Origin of the sequence: Streptomyces atratus, assembly GCF_014648655.1 — a bacterium.
Taxonomy (GTDB): Bacteria; Actinomycetota; Actinomycetes; order Streptomycetales; family Streptomycetaceae; genus Streptomyces; species Streptomyces atratus.
The window spans coordinates 42,795-61,601 of the sequence record NZ_BMRN01000013.1; the positions used below are offsets into that span (position 1 = coordinate 42,795).

General features: G+C 68.5%; 19 protein-coding genes and 1 pseudogene. 1 reads left to right on the forward strand and 19 read right to left on the reverse strand.

What is annotated here, in order from left to right; genetic code table 11:
- Nucleotides 1-92 precede the first annotated feature (92 nt).
- From IEZ15_RS21990 to rpsB, 8 genes are all read right to left on the reverse strand, one after another.
- Nucleotides 93-1,202: a thiamine ABC transporter substrate-binding protein gene (locus IEZ15_RS21990; protein WP_189279049.1), complete on the reverse strand. Its 1,110-nt coding sequence runs from the start codon at nt 1,200-1,202 to the stop codon at nt 93-95.
- Nucleotides 1,203-1,434: 232 nt separating this feature from the next.
- On the reverse strand, nt 1,435-2,541 hold the full coding sequence (gene rlmN / locus IEZ15_RS21995) for a dual-specificity RNA methyltransferase RlmN (protein ID WP_114246927.1): 1,107 nt from the start codon (nt 2,539-2,541) through the stop codon (nt 1,435-1,437).
- 317 nt (nt 2,542-2,858) lie between these two features.
- Nucleotides 2,859-3,188, reverse strand: coding sequence for a DUF6191 domain-containing protein (locus tag IEZ15_RS22000; protein WP_157987174.1), 330 nt, complete (start codon nt 3,186-3,188; stop codon nt 2,859-2,861).
- Between the two features lie 551 nt (nt 3,189-3,739).
- Nucleotides 3,740-4,825: a phosphatidate cytidylyltransferase gene (locus IEZ15_RS22005; protein WP_114246925.1), complete on the reverse strand. Its 1,086-nt coding sequence runs from the start codon at nt 4,823-4,825 to the stop codon at nt 3,740-3,742.
- Nucleotides 4,825-5,382 carry a ribosome recycling factor gene (gene frr, locus IEZ15_RS22010; protein WP_093899080.1) on the reverse strand — a complete coding sequence of 186 codons (558 nt, stop codon included), beginning with the start codon at nt 5,380-5,382 and terminating at the stop codon, nt 4,825-4,827. Before frr ends, IEZ15_RS22005 begins: the two co-directional genes overlap by 1 nt.
- 180 nt (nt 5,383-5,562) lie before the next feature.
- Nucleotides 5,563-6,339 (reverse strand): UMP kinase, encoded by a 777-nt coding sequence (gene pyrH / locus IEZ15_RS22015; protein WP_114246924.1) that lies wholly within the window; start codon nt 6,337-6,339, stop codon nt 5,563-5,565.
- A gap of 159 nt (nt 6,340-6,498) precedes the next feature.
- Nucleotides 6,499-7,335, reverse strand: coding sequence for a translation elongation factor Ts (tsf, locus tag IEZ15_RS22020; protein WP_114246923.1), 837 nt, complete (start codon nt 7,333-7,335; stop codon nt 6,499-6,501).
- 102 nt (nt 7,336-7,437) lie between these two features.
- Nucleotides 7,438-8,346, reverse strand: a complete 909-nt coding sequence (rpsB, locus tag IEZ15_RS22025) for a 30S ribosomal protein S2 (protein ID WP_114246922.1) — start codon at nt 8,344-8,346, stop codon at nt 7,438-7,440.
- Between the two features lie 277 nt (nt 8,347-8,623).
- Between rpsB and IEZ15_RS47105 the strand changes: the two are divergent.
- Nucleotides 8,624-9,118 (forward strand): annotated as a pseudogene (locus tag IEZ15_RS47105) (peptidoglycan DD-metalloendopeptidase family protein); the annotation flags it as partial.
- A 215-nt stretch (nt 9,119-9,333) separates the two neighbouring features.
- Here the strand turns inward: IEZ15_RS47105 and IEZ15_RS22035 are convergent.
- From IEZ15_RS22035 to lepB (IEZ15_RS22085), 11 genes are all read right to left on the reverse strand, one after another.
- The gene (locus tag IEZ15_RS22035) at nt 9,334-9,900 is read right to left on the reverse strand and encodes a TetR/AcrR family transcriptional regulator (protein WP_114246921.1); all 567 of its coding nucleotides are present in this window, start codon (nt 9,898-9,900) and stop codon (nt 9,334-9,336) included.
- 117 nt (nt 9,901-10,017) lie between these two features.
- On the reverse strand, nt 10,018-10,854 hold the full coding sequence (gene whiG / locus IEZ15_RS22040; RefSeq protein ID WP_093899085.1) for an RNA polymerase sigma factor WhiG: 837 nt from the start codon (nt 10,852-10,854) through the stop codon (nt 10,018-10,020).
- A 242-nt stretch (nt 10,855-11,096) separates the two neighbouring features.
- Nucleotides 11,097-12,341 carry a DNA-processing protein DprA gene (dprA, locus tag IEZ15_RS22045; protein WP_189279050.1) on the reverse strand — a complete coding sequence of 415 codons (1,245 nt, stop codon included), beginning with the start codon at nt 12,339-12,341 and terminating at the stop codon, nt 11,097-11,099.
- The gene (locus IEZ15_RS22050) at nt 12,338-13,963 is read right to left on the reverse strand and encodes a YifB family Mg chelatase-like AAA ATPase (protein ID WP_189279051.1); all 1,626 of its coding nucleotides are present in this window, start codon (nt 13,961-13,963) and stop codon (nt 12,338-12,340) included. The genes dprA and IEZ15_RS22050 overlap by 4 nt, the downstream gene beginning before the upstream one ends.
- Entirely contained in the window at nt 13,963-14,322 is a 360-nt protein-coding gene (locus IEZ15_RS22055; RefSeq protein ID WP_189279052.1) for a YraN family protein, read from the reverse strand. Before IEZ15_RS22055 ends, IEZ15_RS22050 begins: the two co-directional genes overlap by 1 nt.
- 137 nt (nt 14,323-14,459) lie before the next feature.
- Nucleotides 14,460-14,768 (reverse strand): DUF2469 domain-containing protein, encoded by a 309-nt coding sequence (locus IEZ15_RS22060; protein ID WP_003965949.1) that lies wholly within the window; start codon nt 14,766-14,768, stop codon nt 14,460-14,462.
- Nucleotides 14,769-14,832: 64 nt separating this feature from the next.
- A complete protein-coding gene (locus IEZ15_RS22065) occupies nt 14,833-15,321 on the reverse strand; it encodes an NUDIX hydrolase (RefSeq protein WP_189279053.1) in 489 nt (162 codons plus the stop codon).
- Nucleotides 15,311-16,057, reverse strand: a complete 747-nt coding sequence (lepB, locus tag IEZ15_RS22070) for a signal peptidase I (RefSeq protein WP_189279054.1) — start codon at nt 16,055-16,057, stop codon at nt 15,311-15,313. The genes IEZ15_RS22065 and lepB (IEZ15_RS22070) overlap by 11 nt, the downstream gene beginning before the upstream one ends.
- A gap of 51 nt (nt 16,058-16,108) precedes the next feature.
- Nucleotides 16,109-17,023 carry a signal peptidase I gene (gene lepB / locus IEZ15_RS22075; RefSeq protein WP_189279122.1) on the reverse strand — a complete coding sequence of 305 codons (915 nt, stop codon included), beginning with the start codon at nt 17,021-17,023 and terminating at the stop codon, nt 16,109-16,111.
- Complete coding sequence (gene lepB / locus IEZ15_RS22080; protein ID WP_189279055.1) at nt 16,923-17,999, reverse strand: signal peptidase I; 1,077 nt, start codon at nt 17,997-17,999, stop codon at nt 16,923-16,925. The genes lepB (IEZ15_RS22075) and lepB (IEZ15_RS22080) overlap by 101 nt, the downstream gene beginning before the upstream one ends.
- Nucleotides 17,992-18,762 carry a signal peptidase I gene (gene lepB, locus IEZ15_RS22085; protein WP_189279056.1) on the reverse strand — a complete coding sequence of 257 codons (771 nt, stop codon included), beginning with the start codon at nt 18,760-18,762 and terminating at the stop codon, nt 17,992-17,994. Before lepB (IEZ15_RS22085) ends, lepB (IEZ15_RS22080) begins: the two co-directional genes overlap by 8 nt.
- Between the last annotated feature and the right edge of the window lie 45 nt (nt 18,763-18,807).

Sequence of the window (18,807 nt, forward strand, 5' to 3'; positions counted from 1 at the left end):
GTGCCAGGAGCGGGCGCGCGGCCTCTTCCCGCGCGGCCCCTCCCCGTGCTCGCTCTTCCCGCCCGCGTCCGTTCCGCGTACGGGAGTCTTCGCTACTTCACTACGAGCGAGGACCACGACTGGACCCACTGCTCACGGTTCTTGGAGATCCGGTCGGGGGCGACGGTCGTCGGCTCGTCCACCTTCGCGCCGAACTTCGTGAAGAGTTCCGGCAGTTCCGCGCTCTTGGTGACCGGGTTCACGAACATGTTGAGCGGCATGTCCTCCTGGAACTTCTTGCTGATCAGGAAGTCCAGCAGGGCCTTGCCGCCCGCCTCGTTCTTCGCACCGTTCAGCAGACCCGCGAACTCGATCTGACGGAAGCAGGTCCCGGTGGCGACCCCGGTCGGGGCCTTTGCCGGCTGCGGCTTCGCATACAGCACCTCGACGGGTGGGCTGGAGGCGTACGAGACGACGAGCGGCCGGTCGGCCTTGGCCTTCTTGCCGCCCGCGGAGCCGGAGAACTCCTCGTTGTACGCCTGCTCCCAGCCGTCGACGACCTTGACGCCGTTGCTCTTCAGCTTCTTCCAGTAGTCCTGGTAGCCCTTCTCACCGTAGGTGGCGACGGTGCCGAGGAGGAAGCCGAGGCCGGGCGAGGAGGTCGCGGCGTTCTCGGTGACGAGGAGGTTCTTGTACGCGGGCTTCGCCAGGTCGTCGAAGGACTGCGGCGGCGCGAGCTTCTTGTCGGCGAAGTACTTCTTGTCGTAGTTGATGCAGATGTCGCCGGTGTCGATCGGGGTGACCCGGTGCTCGGCGTCCAGTTGGGTGCCGGCCGCCACCTGGTCGAGGCCCTTCGCCTCGTACGGCGTGAAGAGACCGCTGTCGAGAGCGCGGGAGAGCAGGGTGTTGTCGACGCCGAAGAACACATCGCCGCGCGGGGAGCCCTTGGTCAGGATCTCCTGGTTGAGCGCGACACCCGCGTCGCCGCTCTTCAGCACCTTGACGGTGTACCCGGTCTCCTCCGTGAACTCCTTGAGCACATCCTTGGAGGCGTTGAAGGAGTCATGACTGACGAGAGTCACGGTCTTCGAACCGGAGCTCTTCGTGCCGCCGGAACCGGAGTCCGACGTGTCGGAACTCCCGCATCCGGCCAGTGCCGTGACGCCGAGCGCGGCGGCGACAGCCGTCGCCGCAAGCCGCTTGGTTCTGCGGGTGGTGCTCATTGTGGATTCCTCCTGGGTTTTGGCCAGGAAGAGACGCGGCCCCGCCCCTGGAGAAGCGGGCAGGGCGCAACAGCATGAGTTGATGACCGAACTTCCTACCCGGAATGACCCGGGCGAGGTTCAGAGGGTCTGCGGCCGACCTGTTCTCGGTGCCGCACTCTCAGCGCTGTGGCGCTCCCCTGTCGGAATATGAAGTTGATTTCAGGCCCAGGTTACACGGGACGTTGTGGCCTCAGCGCTCGGCTGCCGCCAGCTGCCCACAGGCCCCGTCGATCTCCTGGCCGCGGGTGTCCCGCACGGTGACCGGCACTCCGTGTGCCGCGATCGCCTCGACGAAAGCCTTCTCGTCCTCGGGCCGCGAGGCGGTCCACTTGGATCCGGGCGTCGGGTTCAGCGGGATCAGATTGACGTGCACCCGCTTGCCCTTGAGGAGCCGGCCGAGCCGGTCACCGCGCCACGCCTGGTCGTTGATGTCCCGGATCAGCGCGTACTCGATGGAGACACGGCGGCCGGACTTCTCCGCGTACTCCCACGCGGCGTCCAGCACCTCGCCCACCTTCCAGCGCGTGTTCACCGGGACGAGCGTGTCGCGCAGCTCGTCGTCCGGTGCGTGCAGGGAGACAGCGAGGCGGCACTTGAAGCCCTCGTCGGCGAAACGGAGCATCGCGGGCACCAGGCCCACGGTGGAGACGGTGATCCCGCGCTGCGAGAGCCCCAGCCCGTCCGGCTCCGGGTCGGTCAGCCGGCGGATCGCGCCGACCACCCGGTTGTAGTTGGCGAGCGGCTCGCCCATGCCCATGAAGACGATGTTGGAGAGCCGCGCCGGACCACCGGGAACCTCCCCGTCGCGCAGCGCGCGCATGCCGTCCACGATCTGGTGGACGATCTCCGCGGTCGACAGATTGCGGTCGAGACCGGCCTGTCCCGTGGCGCAGAACGGGCAGTTCATCCCGCATCCCGCCTGCGACGAGATGCACATCGTCACCCGCTCCGGATAACGCATCAGGACAGACTCGACGAGCGTCCCGTCGTGCAGCTTCCACAGCGTCTTACGAGTGGTGTCGTCGTCACAGCTGATGTGGCGGACCACCGACATCAGGTCGGGGAACATCGCCTCGGCGAGCTTGTCCCGCGAACCGGCCGGGATGTTGGTCCACTCGGCCGGGTCGTGCGCGTACCGCGCGAAGTAGTGCTGCGAGAGCTGCTGGGCGCGGAACGGCTTCTCGCCGATCGCGGCGACGGCTTCCTTGCGCTCGGCGGGCGTGAGGTCGGCGAGGTGCCGCGGCGGCTTCTTGGCTCCGCGGGGCGCGACGAAAGTGAGTTCTCCGGGCTTAGGCATGGTTCTTCCAGTGTCGCAGACACGCCGTGGTACCAGAGGACGTCACCAGCTCGGACGGGAGCACAGCCGGTCGTCGCTGGCCGTCGTCGGTGGTCATCGGCGGCCCTCCGACGGCCCACAGACGGCCCAGGACCGAGAGCACGGCAGTGACCGATCACACCAAAGGCGGCTGTCCAGTGGCAGCGAACCTTGAGTGTTTGCCATGGAGTCCTGACCGATGCGGATTCGTGCCATCGCAGTTTGATCTGTGGACACCCAGCAGCTCTTGCCGCTGCTGTACCTGTTGGCGCGGCGGTCGCTCGTTCCTCACGAGAGGTCTAGCGGCGCCTGATCACAGCCCGCCCCGTGGTCAGGTCCACCCCGGTGACGTGTGGCGGTGCACCGGCCTCGCTGTCATGACGTACCAACTGCTCCGTGCGGCGCTGCTCGATCTCCACCCGCTTGTTCGGGTTCAAGACTGCGGCCAGCTCGTCGGCGACGGCCGCCCCCGCGCCGCTGCCGCCCCCGCCCGTCGTCAATTTGCCCACAAGTCGTCGCAGCCACCTGGGACGGCCGGTGCGCAGCACCAGGCGCCGGGCCCCGGAAAGCACCAGCGGTACGACGATCACGGACGCCATCAGCAGGGAGACGGCCAACATCAGGACCATGCCGGAACAACGCCTCCCCCGCCCCGCCGGTTCCCCGACACAGTGCAAGGGCGCCGCAGCCAGTCAGCGAGGTACTCCACGATGAGCCGGGATCCGGCCGGACGATCTCAACCGATCGACAGAACGTCTGCGGATCCGCAGCCCGAATCGGCTCGACCACGAAGTCTGCCTGGACGAGTTCGCCCTGCGGCCGGTCAAGGACTGGCTGGTCGAGCGCCATCGTCGCCGGCCGCTGAGCGCCAATCCCTATCTGATCGTCAGCCCCATCACCGCCATGCACGTCGACCGGCCCGCCGTCGGCATCTCCAGTACGAACGCGGCAGTGAGAGCGATGACGGCCCAAGCCCAAAGGCGGCCCAAGCGGCGTAAAGAGCCAGCCGGGCAACGGAGAACACACAGGTCAAACGCTGTTTACGCCCCGTTCCCGGCTGAGTTTTCCGGGCTTGGGCATGGTTTTTCCAGTGCCGCAGACACAACAGTGAGGGCCCGCCGCCCTGTGGACAACGGACCCTCACTCGTAAAAGCCCAGGTCAGGACAGTAGAGCTCGGGGTCAGCCGGAACCCACGAACAGCACCAGCAGCAGCCAGACCACCGGGGCGGTCGGCAGCAGCGAGTCCAGCCGGTCCATGATGCCGCCGTGGCCCGGCAGCAGCGTGCCCATGTCCTTGATCCCGAGGTCCCGCTTGATCATCGACTCGCCCAGGTCACCGAGAGTGGCACTGGCCGCGACCGCGAGCCCCAGCAGCAGTCCCTGCCACCAGGAACCGCCGTCGATCAGGAACTGCATGCACAGCGCACCGGCGACCATCGCGAAGGCGACAGCCCCGAACAGGCCCTCGCGGGTCTTTCCGGGGCTGATGCGCGGCGCGAGCTTGTGCTTGCCGAAGCGCCAGCCGACGGCGTACGCACCCGTGTCGCTGACCACGGTCAGCAGCAGGAACGTGAGCACCCGCTGAGGGCCGTCGTCCGCGGTCAGGAGCATGGCTACGAAGGTGGCCAGGAACGGTACGTAGAACGCGGCGAACACGCCGGCCGTGACGTCCTTGAGGTAGCCCTCGGGCGGTTCGGTCATCCGCCAGACGAGCACCGCGAGTGCGGTCAGCGCCATCGCCACCCAGGCGCCCTCGGCGCCCCGTGCGTATCCGGCCACCACCATCGCCGCGCCACCGACCGCCAACGGGATGAGCGGCGCCTTGATGCCCTTGCGCTCCTCCAGCCGGGAGGTGAGCTCCCACAGGCCCACGACGACGGCGACGGCGACCACACCGACGAAGACGGCCTTCACGATGAACAGCGAGGCGACGATGACGGCGCCGAGCCCCACACCGACCCCTATTGCGGATCGCAGATCACGGCCCGCACGTTTCTTCTGCGGGGGCGGTGGCGCGGTGGACATGGGCTCCTGCGGCTTCTCGTCACGGAACAGGGGGCCGCCGCTCAGGCGTGCGGCCCCCTGGTCCCGGTCATCACGGTCGTCAGCGTCTCTACCTGCGTCGGAAACGTCCGGCACTATGGGCATGGGCCGAGTCTGCTGGGCGTCATGCACATCGTATGCAGGACCCGCCGGGGCTGCCTGCATCTCGGGCGCACCCCAGCGGCCGGCTCCCTGCGGGGCGCCCCAGGAAGAGTCGTTCATCAGACTTCGAGCAGCTCGGCTTCCTTGTGCTTGAGCAGCTCGTCAACCTGTGCGACGTACTTCGCGGTGGTGTCGTCGAGCTCCTTCTCGGCGCGACGCACCTCGTCCTCGCCGGACTCCTTGTCCTTGACGAGCTTGTCGAGCGTCTCCTTGGCCTTGCGGCGCACGGCCCGGATGGAGATCTTGGAGTCCTCGGCCTTCGTCTTCGCGACCTTGATGTAGTCGCGGCGACGCTCCTCGGTGAGGTCCGGGAAGGTCACCCGGATGATATTGCCGTCGTTGCTCGGGTTGACGCCGAGGTCCGAGTCGCGGATGGCCTGCTCGATGTTGCGCAGCGCGCTCTTGTCGAACGGCGTCACGACGGCCATGCGCGGCTCGGGCACCGAGAACGAGGCGAGCTGGTTGATCGGGGTCAGCGCGCCGTAGTAGTCGGCGACGATCTTGTTGAACATCGCCGGGTGCGCACGGCCGGTACGGATCGCGGCGAAGTCCTCTTTCGCGACGACGACGGCCTTCTCCATCTTCTCCTCGGCCTCAAGGAGGGTTTCTTCGATCACCACGTGCTCCTGCGTGTCTTGAGTGGGCCCGGCGTGCTCGGGCCCGGCGGGTCCTGCGTCGCGTCCTCACCTGCACGGTGTCCGACCGGCAGGCCGTTGTCCATCCTTCGGGACCTGTCCCGGGGTGTTCCCCGCAGGCCCCGGACCTTCCCTCGACTTCCCTGGAAGGTCCCCCGGTTCTCAGGCCCGGGTGCCCTGGTCACTCACGAGCGTGCCGATCTTCTCACCCTTGACCGCGCGGGCGATATTGCCCGTGGCGGTCAGCTCGAAGACGAGGATCGGCAGCTGGTTGTCGCGGCAGAGCGTGATGGCGGTGGCGTCGGCGATCTTGAGATCGCGGGCGAGCACCTCGCTGTACTCAAGGGCGTCGAACTTCACCGCGTCGGGGTTGGTCTTCGGGTCGGAGTCGTAGACCCCGTCCACCCCGTTCTTGCCCATCAGCAGACCCTGGGCGTCGATCTCCAGGGCGCGCTGGGCGGCAGTGGTGTCGGTGGAGAAGTAGGGCATCCCCATGCCGGCGCCGAAGATGACGACACGGCCCTTCTCCAGGTGGCGCACGGCGCGCAGCGGGATGTACGGCTCCGCGACCTGCCCCATGGTGATGGCGGTCTGGACGCGGGAGTCGATGCCCTCCTTCTCCAGGAAGTCCTGGAGCGCCAGGCAGTTCATGACCGTGCCGAGCATGCCCATGTAGTCGGACCGGGCCCGGTCCATGCCGCGCTGCTGGAGCTCGGCACCGCGGAAGAAGTTGCCGCCGCCGATGACGACCGCGATTTCCGCACCGTCGCGGACGACTGCCGCGATTTCCCGGGCGATGGCGTGTACGACGTCGGGGTCGACACCGAGCCCCCCGCCACCGGCGAACGCCTCTCCGGACAGCTTCAGCATGAAGCGCCCGGGTACCTTGCCGTCGTCGCGCTTGTGGTCACCTGTTGCGGCGTCCGCGCCCTTGTTCATGGAGATTCTCCTCGTGCACATACGAAGAAGGCCATTGCCGGTGGGTCTGGTGTCCCTCAGCGGCAATGGCCTCCTCGTCAGTTCTGCGGTCGTACGGCATGTGTGCGGCCGACGACTGCACCAGACCCTATCGGGGTCCACCGTTGTTCGCGGACGGACTCAGATGCCGACCTTGATGCGCGAGAAGCGCTTCAGGGTGACACCGGCCTCGTCCAGAACCTTCTGGACGGACTTCTTGTTGTCCTTGGCGAACGCCTGCTCCAGGACGACGACGTCCTTGAAGAAGCCGTTGACGCGACCCTCGACGATCTTCGGAAGGGCGGCCTCGGGCTTGCCCTCCTCGCGAGAGGTGGCCTCGGCGACACGACGCTCGTTCTCGACCGTCTCGGCCGGGACCTCGTCGCGGTTGAGGTACTTCGGGGCGAAGGCGGCGATGTGCTGCGCGACGTCCTTGGCGACCTCGGCGTTCTCCTTGTCGAGCTCGACCAGGACGCCGACCTGCGGCGGGAGGTCGGGCATCGTGCGGTGCATGTACGCAGCCACGTAACCGCCGGTGAACTGCGCGAAGCGGTCCAGGACGATCTTCTCGCCGAGGTTGGCGTTGGCCTCGTCGACGTATGCCTGAACGGTCTTGCCGGCCTCGATCTCGGAGGCGAGCAGCGTGGCCAGGTCGGCCGGGGAGGTCGCGGCGACGTGGGCGGCGAGCGTGTTGGCCACGGTCTGGAACTTCTCGCCCTTGGCGACGAAGTCCGTCTCGCACTTCAGCTCGAGCAGAACGCCGGAGGTCTTGTCCTCGGAGATGAGGGAGACGACGGCGCCGTTCTCGGCAGAACGGCCCTCGCGCTTGGCGACGCCCTTCTGACCCTTGATACGGAGCGCCTCGACGGCCTTGTCGACGTTGCCCTCGGCCTCGTCGAGCGCCTTCTTGCAGTCCATCATGCCGGCGCCGGTCAGCTCGCGGAGCTTCTTGACGTCAGCGGCGGTGTAGTTCGCCATGAGTCTGTGTTTCTCTCTCGAAGTCTGAAAGATCTACGGGTGGACGGCGGGGGCGGTGCCCGTGGCACCGGCCCCCGCCGTCATTCAGCCGTGACGGAGGTGTCAGGCCTGCTCGGCGTCCGCGGCCGGAGCCTCGGCAGCGGGGGCCTCGGCAGCGGCCTCGGCCGGCGTCTCGGCGGCGTCCGCGACCTTCTCGGTCTCGGCAGAGGTCTGCACCTCGGTGTCGGCCTTCTTGTCGCCCTCGAGCAGGTCGCGCTCCCACTCGGCGAGCGGCTCGCCGGCAGCCTTCTCGCCCGGCTTCGAGTCACCGGTGGCGGCACCGGAACGGGCGATGAGACCCTCGGCGACGGCGTCGGCGATCACGCGGGTGAGCAGGGTGACGGAGCGGATCGCGTCGTCGTTGCCCGGGATCTTGTAGTCGACCTCGTCGGGGTCGCAGTTGGTGTCGAGGATCGCGACGACCGGGATGTGGAGCTTGCGCGCCTCACCGACGGCGATGTGCTCCTTCTTGGTGTCGACGATCCAGACGGCGCTCGGCACCTTCTGCATCTCGCGGATACCACCGAGGGTCTTCTCCAGCTTGGCCTTCTCGCGGGAGAGGACGAGGAGCTCCTTCTTGGTGAGGCCGGAGGCGGCCACGTCCTCGAAGTCGATGAGCTCGAGCTCCTTCAGACGCTGAAGGCGCTTGTAGACGGTGGAGAAGTTGGTGAGCATGCCACCGAGCCAACGCTGGTTGACGTACGGCATGCCGACGCGCGTCGCCTGCTCGGCGATGGCCTCCTGGGCCTGCTTCTTCGTACCCACGAACATGATGGAGCCGCCGTGCGCGACGGTCTCCTTGACGAACTCGTAGGCGCGGTCGATGTACGACAGCGACTGGAGCAGGTCGATGATGTAGATGCCGTTGCGCTCGGTGAAGATGAAGCGCTTCATCTTCGGGTTCCAGCGACGGGTCTGGTGACCGAAGTGGACGCCGCTTTCCAGCAGCTCCCGCATCGTGACGACGGCCATGGCCGTACTCCTTGAGGTGCTCGGTTGTCGCGACCGCAGGATTGCTGTCGCGCCTGACGCCCCGACGCGCCGTGCCACAAGGGACCGAGGAGCGCGGCCACCCTCCGCAGAGAGGGAGGTGGCGGGGCGTGCGAAGTCGACCCGGTGACCCGGATCGCCATAGGAAGTGTACGGGACAGGTCGGGTGCCGGGTGACGGCGCTGTCCACAACCGGTCGGTAGTCCACAGATCCGGTTCATGATCCCCGCGATTCCGAGCTGTGCGGGACGGTTCTGCCATGCGATGCACACCGGATCCGACCGTTTCCCTTTTCAGGCACAGATTCCGATTCTGCGACGCCGCGCTCGTGGCGGCGTCGGCCCTTCTCGCAGCGCTGTGCGGCGCGCCGGTCGCGACAGCCGAAGAGCCGGCGCCCGCGCCTGCTCCCGCATCCGCTCCCTCACCGGCGCCCCGGCCGGACGGTGCCCGGTTGTGGCCGCTTGCCGGGCGGCCCGCGGTCGTACGGGGATGGGAGCCGCCGGCCAGCGCCTACGGACGGGGCCACCGCGGGGTGGATCTCGCCGCAGAGCCGGGCACGGCGGTGCTCGCCGCAGCCTCGGGCCGGGTCTCGTTCGCAGGGCGTGTGGCGGGGCGTGGGGTGATGGCGATCGAGGTGGCCGGGACCGGCGATCCGCCTCTGCGGACCACGTACGAGCCGGTGCACGCGCTGGTCGCGAAGGACGAGAAGGTGACGGCAGGACAAGTAGTGGCGGTCGTGGAGGCGGGGCCCTTCCACTGCACGTCGGGCTGTCTGCACTGGGGACTGCGGCGCGGTGACGAATATCTGGATCCGCTGTCGCTGCTGCCGCCGGAGCTGCTGCGACGGGGGCCGTCCCGGCTGCTGCCGGTGTTCGGCGTGCCGGAACCCCGGCCCTCGGCCGAGGGAGCCGGGGACGGACTCGCCGCCCCCGGCGTTCTGTTCGTCGTTGCCGCGGCGCGGCCCCGACGTCAGTCCGGTACGCCCTGTACGCCTCGCAGGACCATGGCGGCGGTGGTGTCCGCGATCACGGCCGGCTCCTCCGCCACGCCGAGTTCGATACGCCGCACCGCGGCGTCCACCGAGCCCTGCAGCAGCATCGCCGCCAACCGCGGCTGCTCGTGGCCGAGATCACCGAGTGCCTCGACGATCATGGCGATCAGCCCGCCGTGCGCGGCCCGGATCTTCTCGCGTGCGCCCGCGTCCAGCTCGCTGGCCGAAATCGCGACGACCGCCCGGTGGCGACGGTCTGAGACGAGGTCGAGCTGCCGTCTTACGTAGGCCTCGATCTTTCCCACGGGCGTGGTGGCCTGCTCCATCGCGTTCTCGACCTCGGCCGCCCAGACGGGGAAGTCGACGGCACAGAGCTCTTCGACGACGGCCGCACGGGAGCGGAAGTACTCGTAGACGGAGGACCGGGCGAGGCCCGTGCGTTCGGCGAGGGCGGGGAAGGTCAATGCCTCCGTACCCCCCTCGGACAGCAGGGATCGGGCGGCGTCCAGGAGGGCGCCGCGCTGCATGGTCCGGTGCTCGGCCACCGAGGCCGCTCGAATCCTGGGCACGCATCCACTCTACGGCGACCAGTGTTCGAGAGGGCGGGTACGGCCCCGATCAGTGGCCGAAGCAGCCATGACCGGCAGCGGCCACCGGTGGTATCAGCGTCCGGCGTCGGCCAGTTTCGCACGCAGTTGCAGCACCGACTTGGTGTGGATCTGACTCACACGGCTCTCGGTCACCCCGAGCACATTGCCGATCTCGGCGAGGGTGAGGCCCTCGTAGTAGTACAGCGTGACGACCGTCTTCTCGCGCTCCGGAAGCGTATTGATCGCCCGGGCGAGCAGCCGTCTGAGCTCACGGTCCTCGGCGACCTCCACCGGATTGTCGGCGGCGGTGTCCTCCAGCGTGTCCATCAGGCTCAGCCGGTCACCGCCCTCGCCGCCGACGTGCAGCAGTTCCTCCAACGCGACCACGTTCGCCAGCGACAACTGGCTGAAAACCGCGTGCAGTTCCTCCAGTGCGATGCCCATCTCCGCAGCGACCTCCGGCTCGGAAGGAGTGCGTCGCAGTTGCGCCTCCAGCGTGGCATAGGCGCGTTCCACGGCCCGCGCCTTCTGGCGCACCGAACGTGGAATCCAGTCCAGCGCGCGGAGTTCGTCGATCATCGCGCCACGGATGCGGGTGATCGCGTACGTCTCGAACTTGATCGCGCGCTCGATGTCGAACTTCTCGATCGCGTCGATCAGTCCGAACACCCCTGAGGAGACGAAATCCGCCTGCTCGACATTGGAAGGCAGGCCCACACTCACCCGGCCCGCGACGTACTTCACCAACGGGGAGTAGTGCAGGATCAGCTGCTCCCGCAGCCGCTCGTCGCCCGTGGACTTGTACGAACGCCACAACTCGTCGAGCGAGGAGGGGGCAGGGGGGCGCACAGTGCCACGCGCAGCCGGTGGTACTGCCGCGCGGTCAGACCCGGAGGTGTGCTGGGGCATGTGGTGCCTTGAGCCGTTCTGCTGTGAATTGCTGGGGGACTTGTGTCTGAGTCGGAATTCATGTGAGCGTAGCGTGACTGAGGCGTCGCGGTCCGCGCAGGACAGTGGATCGGCGCAGTGCGATTCCGGCCGATCGAACATGACTGAGGTCCGGGGCCGTCGCCACGTGCGTCGGCCCCGGAGGCGTCGCTGAAGGATCCGCCGAGGTCATCGGCATCACCTTTTCACCCGAATGCTCCAGGTCAAGTACCGCCTCGCCGCGCGTCGCCATCGCATGTCGGTCTCGCCGTCAACCGCCATCCATCGCCATCGCGTTCGACGAACCCCAGTGAGTGCAGTTCGTACAGTCTGCCGAGCGCTTCATCGATGCTGGTTCCCGCGCCGCGGGCCACATCGCGCCCGCCGACGGCGCCGCGGGCCGGCAGCGCGTCGAGAACCCTGTCGGAGACCGCGTCCAGCAGGTCCCTGGGGTGTATGGGGCCGCGTCTGGCCGGAGCGAGTTCGCCGATGTCCCCCACCAGTTCGGCGACTTCCGAGGCATCCGTCACCAGGATGCCCTCCCCGCGGAGGAGTTCATGGACTCCTGCTGACAACCCACTGGTGACGGGGCCCGGCACGCCCATGGTGAAGCGGCCGAGCCGCTGCGCGCTGCGTGCGGTGACCAGCGAACCGCTGCGGTATTCGGCCTCGACCACGACCGTCCCGCGCGTCAACGCGGCGATGACCCGGTTCCGCAGAATGAATCTGCTGCGGGTCGGATGTTCGGACGGTGGTAATTCGCCGATGACGAGCCCCTGTTCCGCCATGCGTCCGATCAGCTCGGCATGTCCCCGGGGATAGGCGACGTCCACCCCGCAGGCCAGGACCGCCATCGTCGCCCCGTCAACGGCGAGCGCACCACGATGGGCTGCCCCGTCCACCCCGAACGCCGCTCCCGACACGACCACCCACCCCAGCTCCGCGAGCCCCGCGCCGAGGCTCGCCGCCATATGGGATCCGTACGGTGTGCAGGCACGGCTGCCGACCACGGCGACCGAGCGCAGCGCCCAGAGCCGCAGATCGCGCGGCCCCCGCACCCAGAGGCCGGTCGGCCTGGCGTCTGCCAGGTCGTCGAGCTGGCTGGGCCATTCCCGGTCGCCGGGGCAGACGAACCGCCCGCCGAGCACGGCGACCGCCGCCAGGTCCCGCTCGGGCTCGACACTCTCGGCCCGTAACCGGTATCCGTCCAGCCGTTTCGGAGTCATTCCGCTCAGCCGCTCCGCGGCCCCGTCCCTGGTGGTGATCCGCCGTAACAGTTCTACGGCACCGACCTCGCGCAGCCAGCGGCCGCCGCGCTCGTCCCCCGGCTCCAGGATGCGGGTCAGCGCAGCCCGCGCCAGCCGTTCCCGATCGCTCACCGCCGCCCCCGGCCCCGGGTCCCGCTCCGGGTCCCGCTCCGGAAGGCACCCCGGTTCCAGCCCCTGCCCGGGGTCCGCCCGCGGATTCATGACGCTCCGGCCTTCGTCAAGGCGCCCCGTGGGATCCCGGTCCGCAGTTCCAGCGCCACTGCGATGTCGGAGGCGTCCGGGCGGTCGGCACCGCGCAGATCGGCGACCGTCCACGCCACCCTGAGCACCCGGTCCAGGCCACGTGCGGTGAGCGCGCCCCGTTCCATGTCCCGTTCGGCCTGCATCAGCGCGCCCGGCGCCGCGACCAGCCGCGTCCGCAACTCATGGCCGGGCACCTCACTGTTGGTGGTCCACACGGTGCCGGCCAAGCGGTCCGCCGCCCGCGCCCTGGCCTCCCGGACCCGGGCCGCGACGGTGGCCGTCGACTCACCCCTGCCGCCCTGCCCCATCAGGTCCTCGCGCCTGACCGGGTCCACAACCACCCTCAGATCCACCCGGTCCAGCAACGGCCCGGAGAGTCTCGCCTGATACCGCCGGACCGTCGAGGGCGCACACTCGCAACCGGCACCGCTGAGGGTGTGCCGACCGCAGGGGCAGGGATTGGCGGCCAAGACCATCAGGAATCTGGCGGGCAGCCGCACCACCCCGGCGCTGCGTGCCACCACCACATACCCCGACTCCAGCGGCTGGCGCAGCGCGTCCAGCGCCCGCACGGAGAATTCCGGCGCCTCGTCCAGAAAGAGAATCCCCCGGTGGGCCAGAGAGACCGCACCGGGCCGCGGCAGCCCGTTGCCCCCGCCCACCAGCGACTGCATGGTCGCCGAGTGGTGCGGTGCGCAGTACGGCGCACGGGTGACCAGTGGTTCCCCCGGCGGCAGAATGCCTGCTACCGAGTGCACCGCCGTGACTTCCAGGGACTCCTTCCTGGTCAGCGCCGGAAGAATCGCCGGCAGCCTTTCGGCCAGCATGGTCTTGCCGGCGCCCGGCGGTCCGGAGAGCAGCAGATGGTGACCGCCCGCCGCGGCAACCTCCAGCGCCTTGCGGGGCCGCTCCTGCCCCGCCACATCCGCCAGATCCGGTGGGCTGCCATCACCCTGTCCGGGTACCCGGGCGAGCCCCGTGCCGATACCCGCGCCGGGAACCATCAGCCCGGCCAGCATGGTGTCGGGGCGCCCCTCGTCGTGAGCCCGCCGCTCGTCCGGCACCGGCTCGTCGCAGAGCACCGCGATCAACTGCCGCAGGCTCCGTACCCCGAGGACCGAGACCCCGGGCACCAGCGCCGCCTCCCCCGCGGTCTGCTCGGGCACGACGACCTGGCGGTACCCGGCCTCCGCCGCGGCAAGCACGGCAGGCAGCACGCCGCGCACCGGCCGCACCCGGCCGTCCAGCCCGAGCTCACCGATCATCACCACATCGGCGATGGAGGCCGGGTCGATCCGCTCGGCCGCGCCCAGCACCGCACAGGCAACCGCCAGATCGAAACCGGAGCCGCCCTTGGGTACGGAGGCCGGCGACAGGCCCACCGTGAGTTTCTTCTGCGGCCACTCGGCCCCCGAGTTCGCAACCGCGGCCCTGACCCGGTCCCGGCTCTCCACCAGGCTCTTGTCCGGCAGCCCCACCAGGGTGAATGCGGCCACCCCCGCCTCCAGGTCCGCCTGGACCTCCACCACCACACCCTCGACGCCGACGAGCGCCACCGAACACGCCCGCGCGAACCCCATCAGGCCACCCCCCGCGCGTGCTGGGCGACGGGCGCTCCGCGCCTGGGCAGCACCACGCCGACCAGGTCGATCCGGACCCCACCGGGCGGCGGGCCGCCGTGCCGGTGGAGCCAGATCCCGGCCAGCCGTCGCAGCCGCTCCGCCTTGACCGGTGTGACGGCTGCCATCGGATGCTCAAAGTCACCCACCCTGCGGGTCTTCACCTCGCAGACCACGAGTGCGTCGCCATCCATCGCGACGATGTCGATCTCACCGGCACGACAGCGCCAGTTCCGTTCCAGTACGGACATGCCGGCGTCGGTCAGCAGCCGCGCCGCCAGATCCTCGCCGTACCGCCCGAGTGCCCCCCGTGCGTCCATATCGGCACCACCTCCGGCACCGACTCTGACGCGTCCGGTCCCAGCTGGTGGATCTTGGTGGACAACTTCGGGATTGTGGATAATTCAGCCACCCGGAAGTGGGAATCCATCCCCTTTGAAGAGCACGTAGAGCGGGCTCAGCCGCCCGGAAGTTCGAGATCGCTCTTGTTGAGCTCCTCGATGTTGACGTCCTTGAACGTCAGCACCCGTACCTGCTTGACGAACCGTGCGGGCCGGTACATGTCCCAGACCCAGGCGTCCGCCATGGATACTTCGAAAAACACCTCGCCCTGAACCGAGTGCACCTGCATCTCGTAGTCGTTGGTGAGGTAGAAGCGCCGTTCGGTCTCGATCACATATTTGAACAGACCGACGACGTCTCGGTACTCCCGGTAGAGCTTCAGCTCCATCTCGGTCTCGTACTTTTCGAGGTCCTCGGCGCTCATTGGCATGTTCCCCTTCAGCCGTGCGTGCCCCCATTGTGCGCCAGGCTCCGGCACCCCTGGGCGCTTAGGCGATTTCGGGGGCCAGAACCAGTGGCGTATGCGGAGGACCCTCGTCGAGCAGCGTGCGCAGCAGCTCGGCGAGTCTGGTCGGGTACACCGTCTCACGCGCCGCCGACAGTTCGGCGGAGGTCCACCACCTCAGACCCGCGACGCTGCGCTGCTCCAGCCCGGTCAGCCCACTGGTATCGGTGACGGTCTGCGTCGTACGTGCCAGGAAGTACCACTCGTCCTGGTTCCAGCGGCGCCCGTCGAACGGGAACGAGCACATCCGCTGCCAGAGCAGCGGGCCCAGCTCGACATCGGTGATCCCGGTCTCCTCCGCGAGTTCCCGCAGCGCGGCCTGTTCCCGGGTCTCGTCGCCCTCCAGACCGCCGCCGGGGGTGAACCACCAGGTGTTCTCGGGGTCCTCCGGCTCGAACCCATGTATCAGGAGAATGCGGTCGTCAGGGTCCAGGAGCACCACCCTGGCGACCTTCCGCTCCTCAACGCGCACCGGCAGGCACCCTTTCGCGCCTGTTCCGTGCCGACCGCGCGGACCGTGCCGCGATCGGGCCAAATGCGGCACCGACGAGGATGAGCACCACACCCGCCACCATGGCCCCGAGCTGCAGCCGCAGCGGTCCGGGCGACGACACCCCACCGGGGAAGGAGGCGAAGGTCTGCGGCCGTCCGACCATGCCGCCCAGCGGCCAGGCGATGGCGTCCACCCGGGCCTGCACCGCGCTGCGCGGCACGGAGCCCTGCCCCGGGTCGTCCAGGTGGACCCGGGAGTCCAGCGAGGCGCTGCGCTCGTCCCCGAGCAGGAAGAGCTGCCCCTTGGGAACATCCGCGGTGAAGTCGTTCGCCGAGGCGAGGCCCTTGGTCCGCAGATACGGTTCCTCAATGGGCTTGCCATTGACGGTGAGCCGGCCCTTGTCGCAGCAGGCGATCTTGTCGCCACCGATCCCGACGACCCGCTTCACCATCGGCATGTCGCCCCACACCGGATCGGTGAAGACCACCACGTCGCCCCGGTGAACCTCGCTGCCGTCTATTCGCTGTGCGAGCACCCGGTCGCCTGCGTGCACCGTCGGTGTCATCGACTCGGTCGGCACGGTGTACGGCTTGTACACCACGGCTCCCCAGGCGAAGCCGCCGAGGAAGAGCACACAGCCAACGGCCACGGCCAGCCCCGACAGCGTGCTGCCGAGCCGGCCGTGGCCGTCATCCGTACGTCCTGTTCCACTCATCCCAGCGTCCCCCACCTCGGAGATCGACAATCGCTGATCCGAGTCGGCACCCTACCCGGCGGTACGCTCGCTGGTCAGCCTCCTGCGACGCCACAACACGAGGGGCAGCGCTCCGGCTACACCGAGTGCTCCCGGAGCCAGGCCCATCGCCGTATTGATCCCCGACTGGTTGTTGATCCCCGGCTGGTCGAAGGTCTTCGGAACGGGCAGGGTCGCCCAGCGGTTGATCGGCCACGCCACAACGATGGCCCGTCCGACGACCTCGTCGTTGGAGACCGTGCCGCCGCCCGGCAGCTCCTGGTGGTAGCGGGAGTCGAGGGAGTTCTGACGGTGGTCGCCCATCACCCAGATCCGGCCCTCGGGCACCTTGATCGGGCCGAACGGCTCGTCATTGCAGGGGGTGTTTCCCGGGAAGATGAACGACTGGTCGTCCAGTGCCTTGCCATTGACGATGACCGGGCCGTTCTTCTTGCACTCCACCGTGTCACCGCCGACTCCGATGACCCGCTTGATCAGGTCCTTCTCCTCGACGGACGGCATCAGCCCGATGAAACTGAGGAACTTCTGCACGACATTCGGATTGGGCGTCTGGGTGCCCTCCAGCCAGCCGCCCGGGTCGTGGAAGACCACGACCTCGCCGCGCTTGGGCTCCGCGCCGAACCAAGGGGTCAGCTTGTCGACCAGCACGCGGTCGCCCCGCTGGAGCGTGTTCTGCATCGAGTCCGAGGGGATCGAGAAGGCCTGCACCAGAAACGTCTTGATCAGCAGCGCGAGAACAAGCGCGATGCCGATGAGCAGGGGCAGCTCCTTCCAGAAGGAGCGTGGCTTCTTCTGGGAGGCACTACCGCCGTTCGGAGAGTCGCCGTCACCCTCCATGTTGTCCGCCGCCCCGGCGGATGCGACGTTCTCCGGATTGTCCGGCCGGTCCTCGGGTTCGTCGTGTCCGGATCGTGCGCCGACCGCCAAATCCCCCACATCCACTCCTTACTCCGTGCCACCGCCTGCGCCCTAGCCGGTGCAGGCCCACCACTCCCATAACGAGCGGGAGTTCCGCAGGGGTCGGGAGAGGGATCACTCCGTTGGGATCCTTGGACGACACACTATTCGACGGGCCCGACGCAGCAGCCGTCCCGGCGCGCGCGTCAGGGACCGAGTCGAATGTCGCCGGTTCCTCCAGTTTTCGCCAGTGCCCGAAGGGCCAGGCGATCACCACAGCCCGTCCCACGACCTCGTTCTCGGAAACCGTGCCGTGTTCCGGCTCGTCCAGGTGGTAGCGCGAATCGGCCGAATTGGACCGATGGTCGCCCATCACAAAGACCCGGCCGGCCGGAACTTTTACCTCGAATTTGATGAGGGAGGGCGGATTACCGGGATGCAGATACGGCTCGTCCAGTGGTACGCCGTTGACGGTGATCCGGCCGTCCTTGTCGCAGCACTTCACCGTGTCGCCGCCGACCGCGACCACCCGCTTGATCAGATCCTGTTCGTCGTCGGACGGCAGCAGCCCGATGAAGGTCAGTGCCTCCTTCACCTGCTTGACGACGACGGGCGAGTCCTTCTTTCCGGCGTTCTCCTGCTTCAGCCAGCCACCCGGGTCCTTGAAGACGACGACATCGCCGCGCTGAGGCCTGGATCCGAACCAGGGCGTCAGCTTGTCCACGAGCACCCGGTCGCCGATCCGGATGGTCTGCTCCATCGACCCCGACGGGATCACGAAGGCCTGCACCAGGAAGGTCTTGAGTACGAGCGCGATCAGCAGCGCCACAGTGATGAGAAGGGGGATCTCCCGCACGGCCGACCTGCGGCGCCTCCGCTTGACCTTGCGGGCCAGCTTGCGCCGTTCCGCCCTGGTCGGCAGTGAGCGCGCGGCCGTCGGCCGGCTGCCGGTCGGCAGCGGTATCCCGGCGTCGGACCCGTCCTGCCGCCGCCCGCGGTTACCCATGGGCCCCGCCCGTCGCCCGTACGCCGGCCAAGGCGGCACTGTCCGGCAGCGAGCCCAGCCGGCCCAGCGGCCAGCCGATCCAGTCCACCCTGCCGATCACCATGTCGACGGGGACCATGCCACCGCCCGGCTCCCCCAGGTGGTCACGTGAGTCCCGGGAATTGCTGCGGTGGTCGCCCATCATCCACAGCGTGCCGTCGGGCACGACGATGTCGAAGCGCACTCCGGACGGCGCATCTCCCGGATACAAGTAGCCCTCGTCGACCGGCCGGCCGTTCACCTCGACCCTTCCGCGCCTGTCGCAGCAGACCACCCGGTCGCCTCCCACGCCCACCACCCGCTTCACGTAGTCGGTCTCGGCAGGCTCTGCCAGCCCCAGGGACGCTGCCACACCATGCAGCAGCCCGGTGACGGGATTCTCCTGGGGGGCTTCCTGCACGAACGATCCGGTGCCGTCGAACACCACCACATCGCCGCGCTGCGGTACGGAGCCGAAGCGGTACGCCAATTTATTGACCAGCACCCGATCCCCCATTCGCAGTGTTGGCTCCATCGAGCCGCTGGGAATCAGGAAGGGCTGCACCACAAAGTTGCTCAGGAGCAGCACGAAGACCGAGCAGACGGCTCCGAGTGCGGCGGTCCGCCGCCACGAGATCGAGGCGGTCAACCGGTCCGGGATACGCGAGGAGCGCGGCCCCTCCTCCGACCCTGCTGCGGGTGCGGAGGAGCGGTCGCGCTCCGAGGGCTTGGCTTCCGTGTCCATCGGGGCCAGAGCTTATCCGGCCGTCCTGTGGACCTGGGAGTTAGC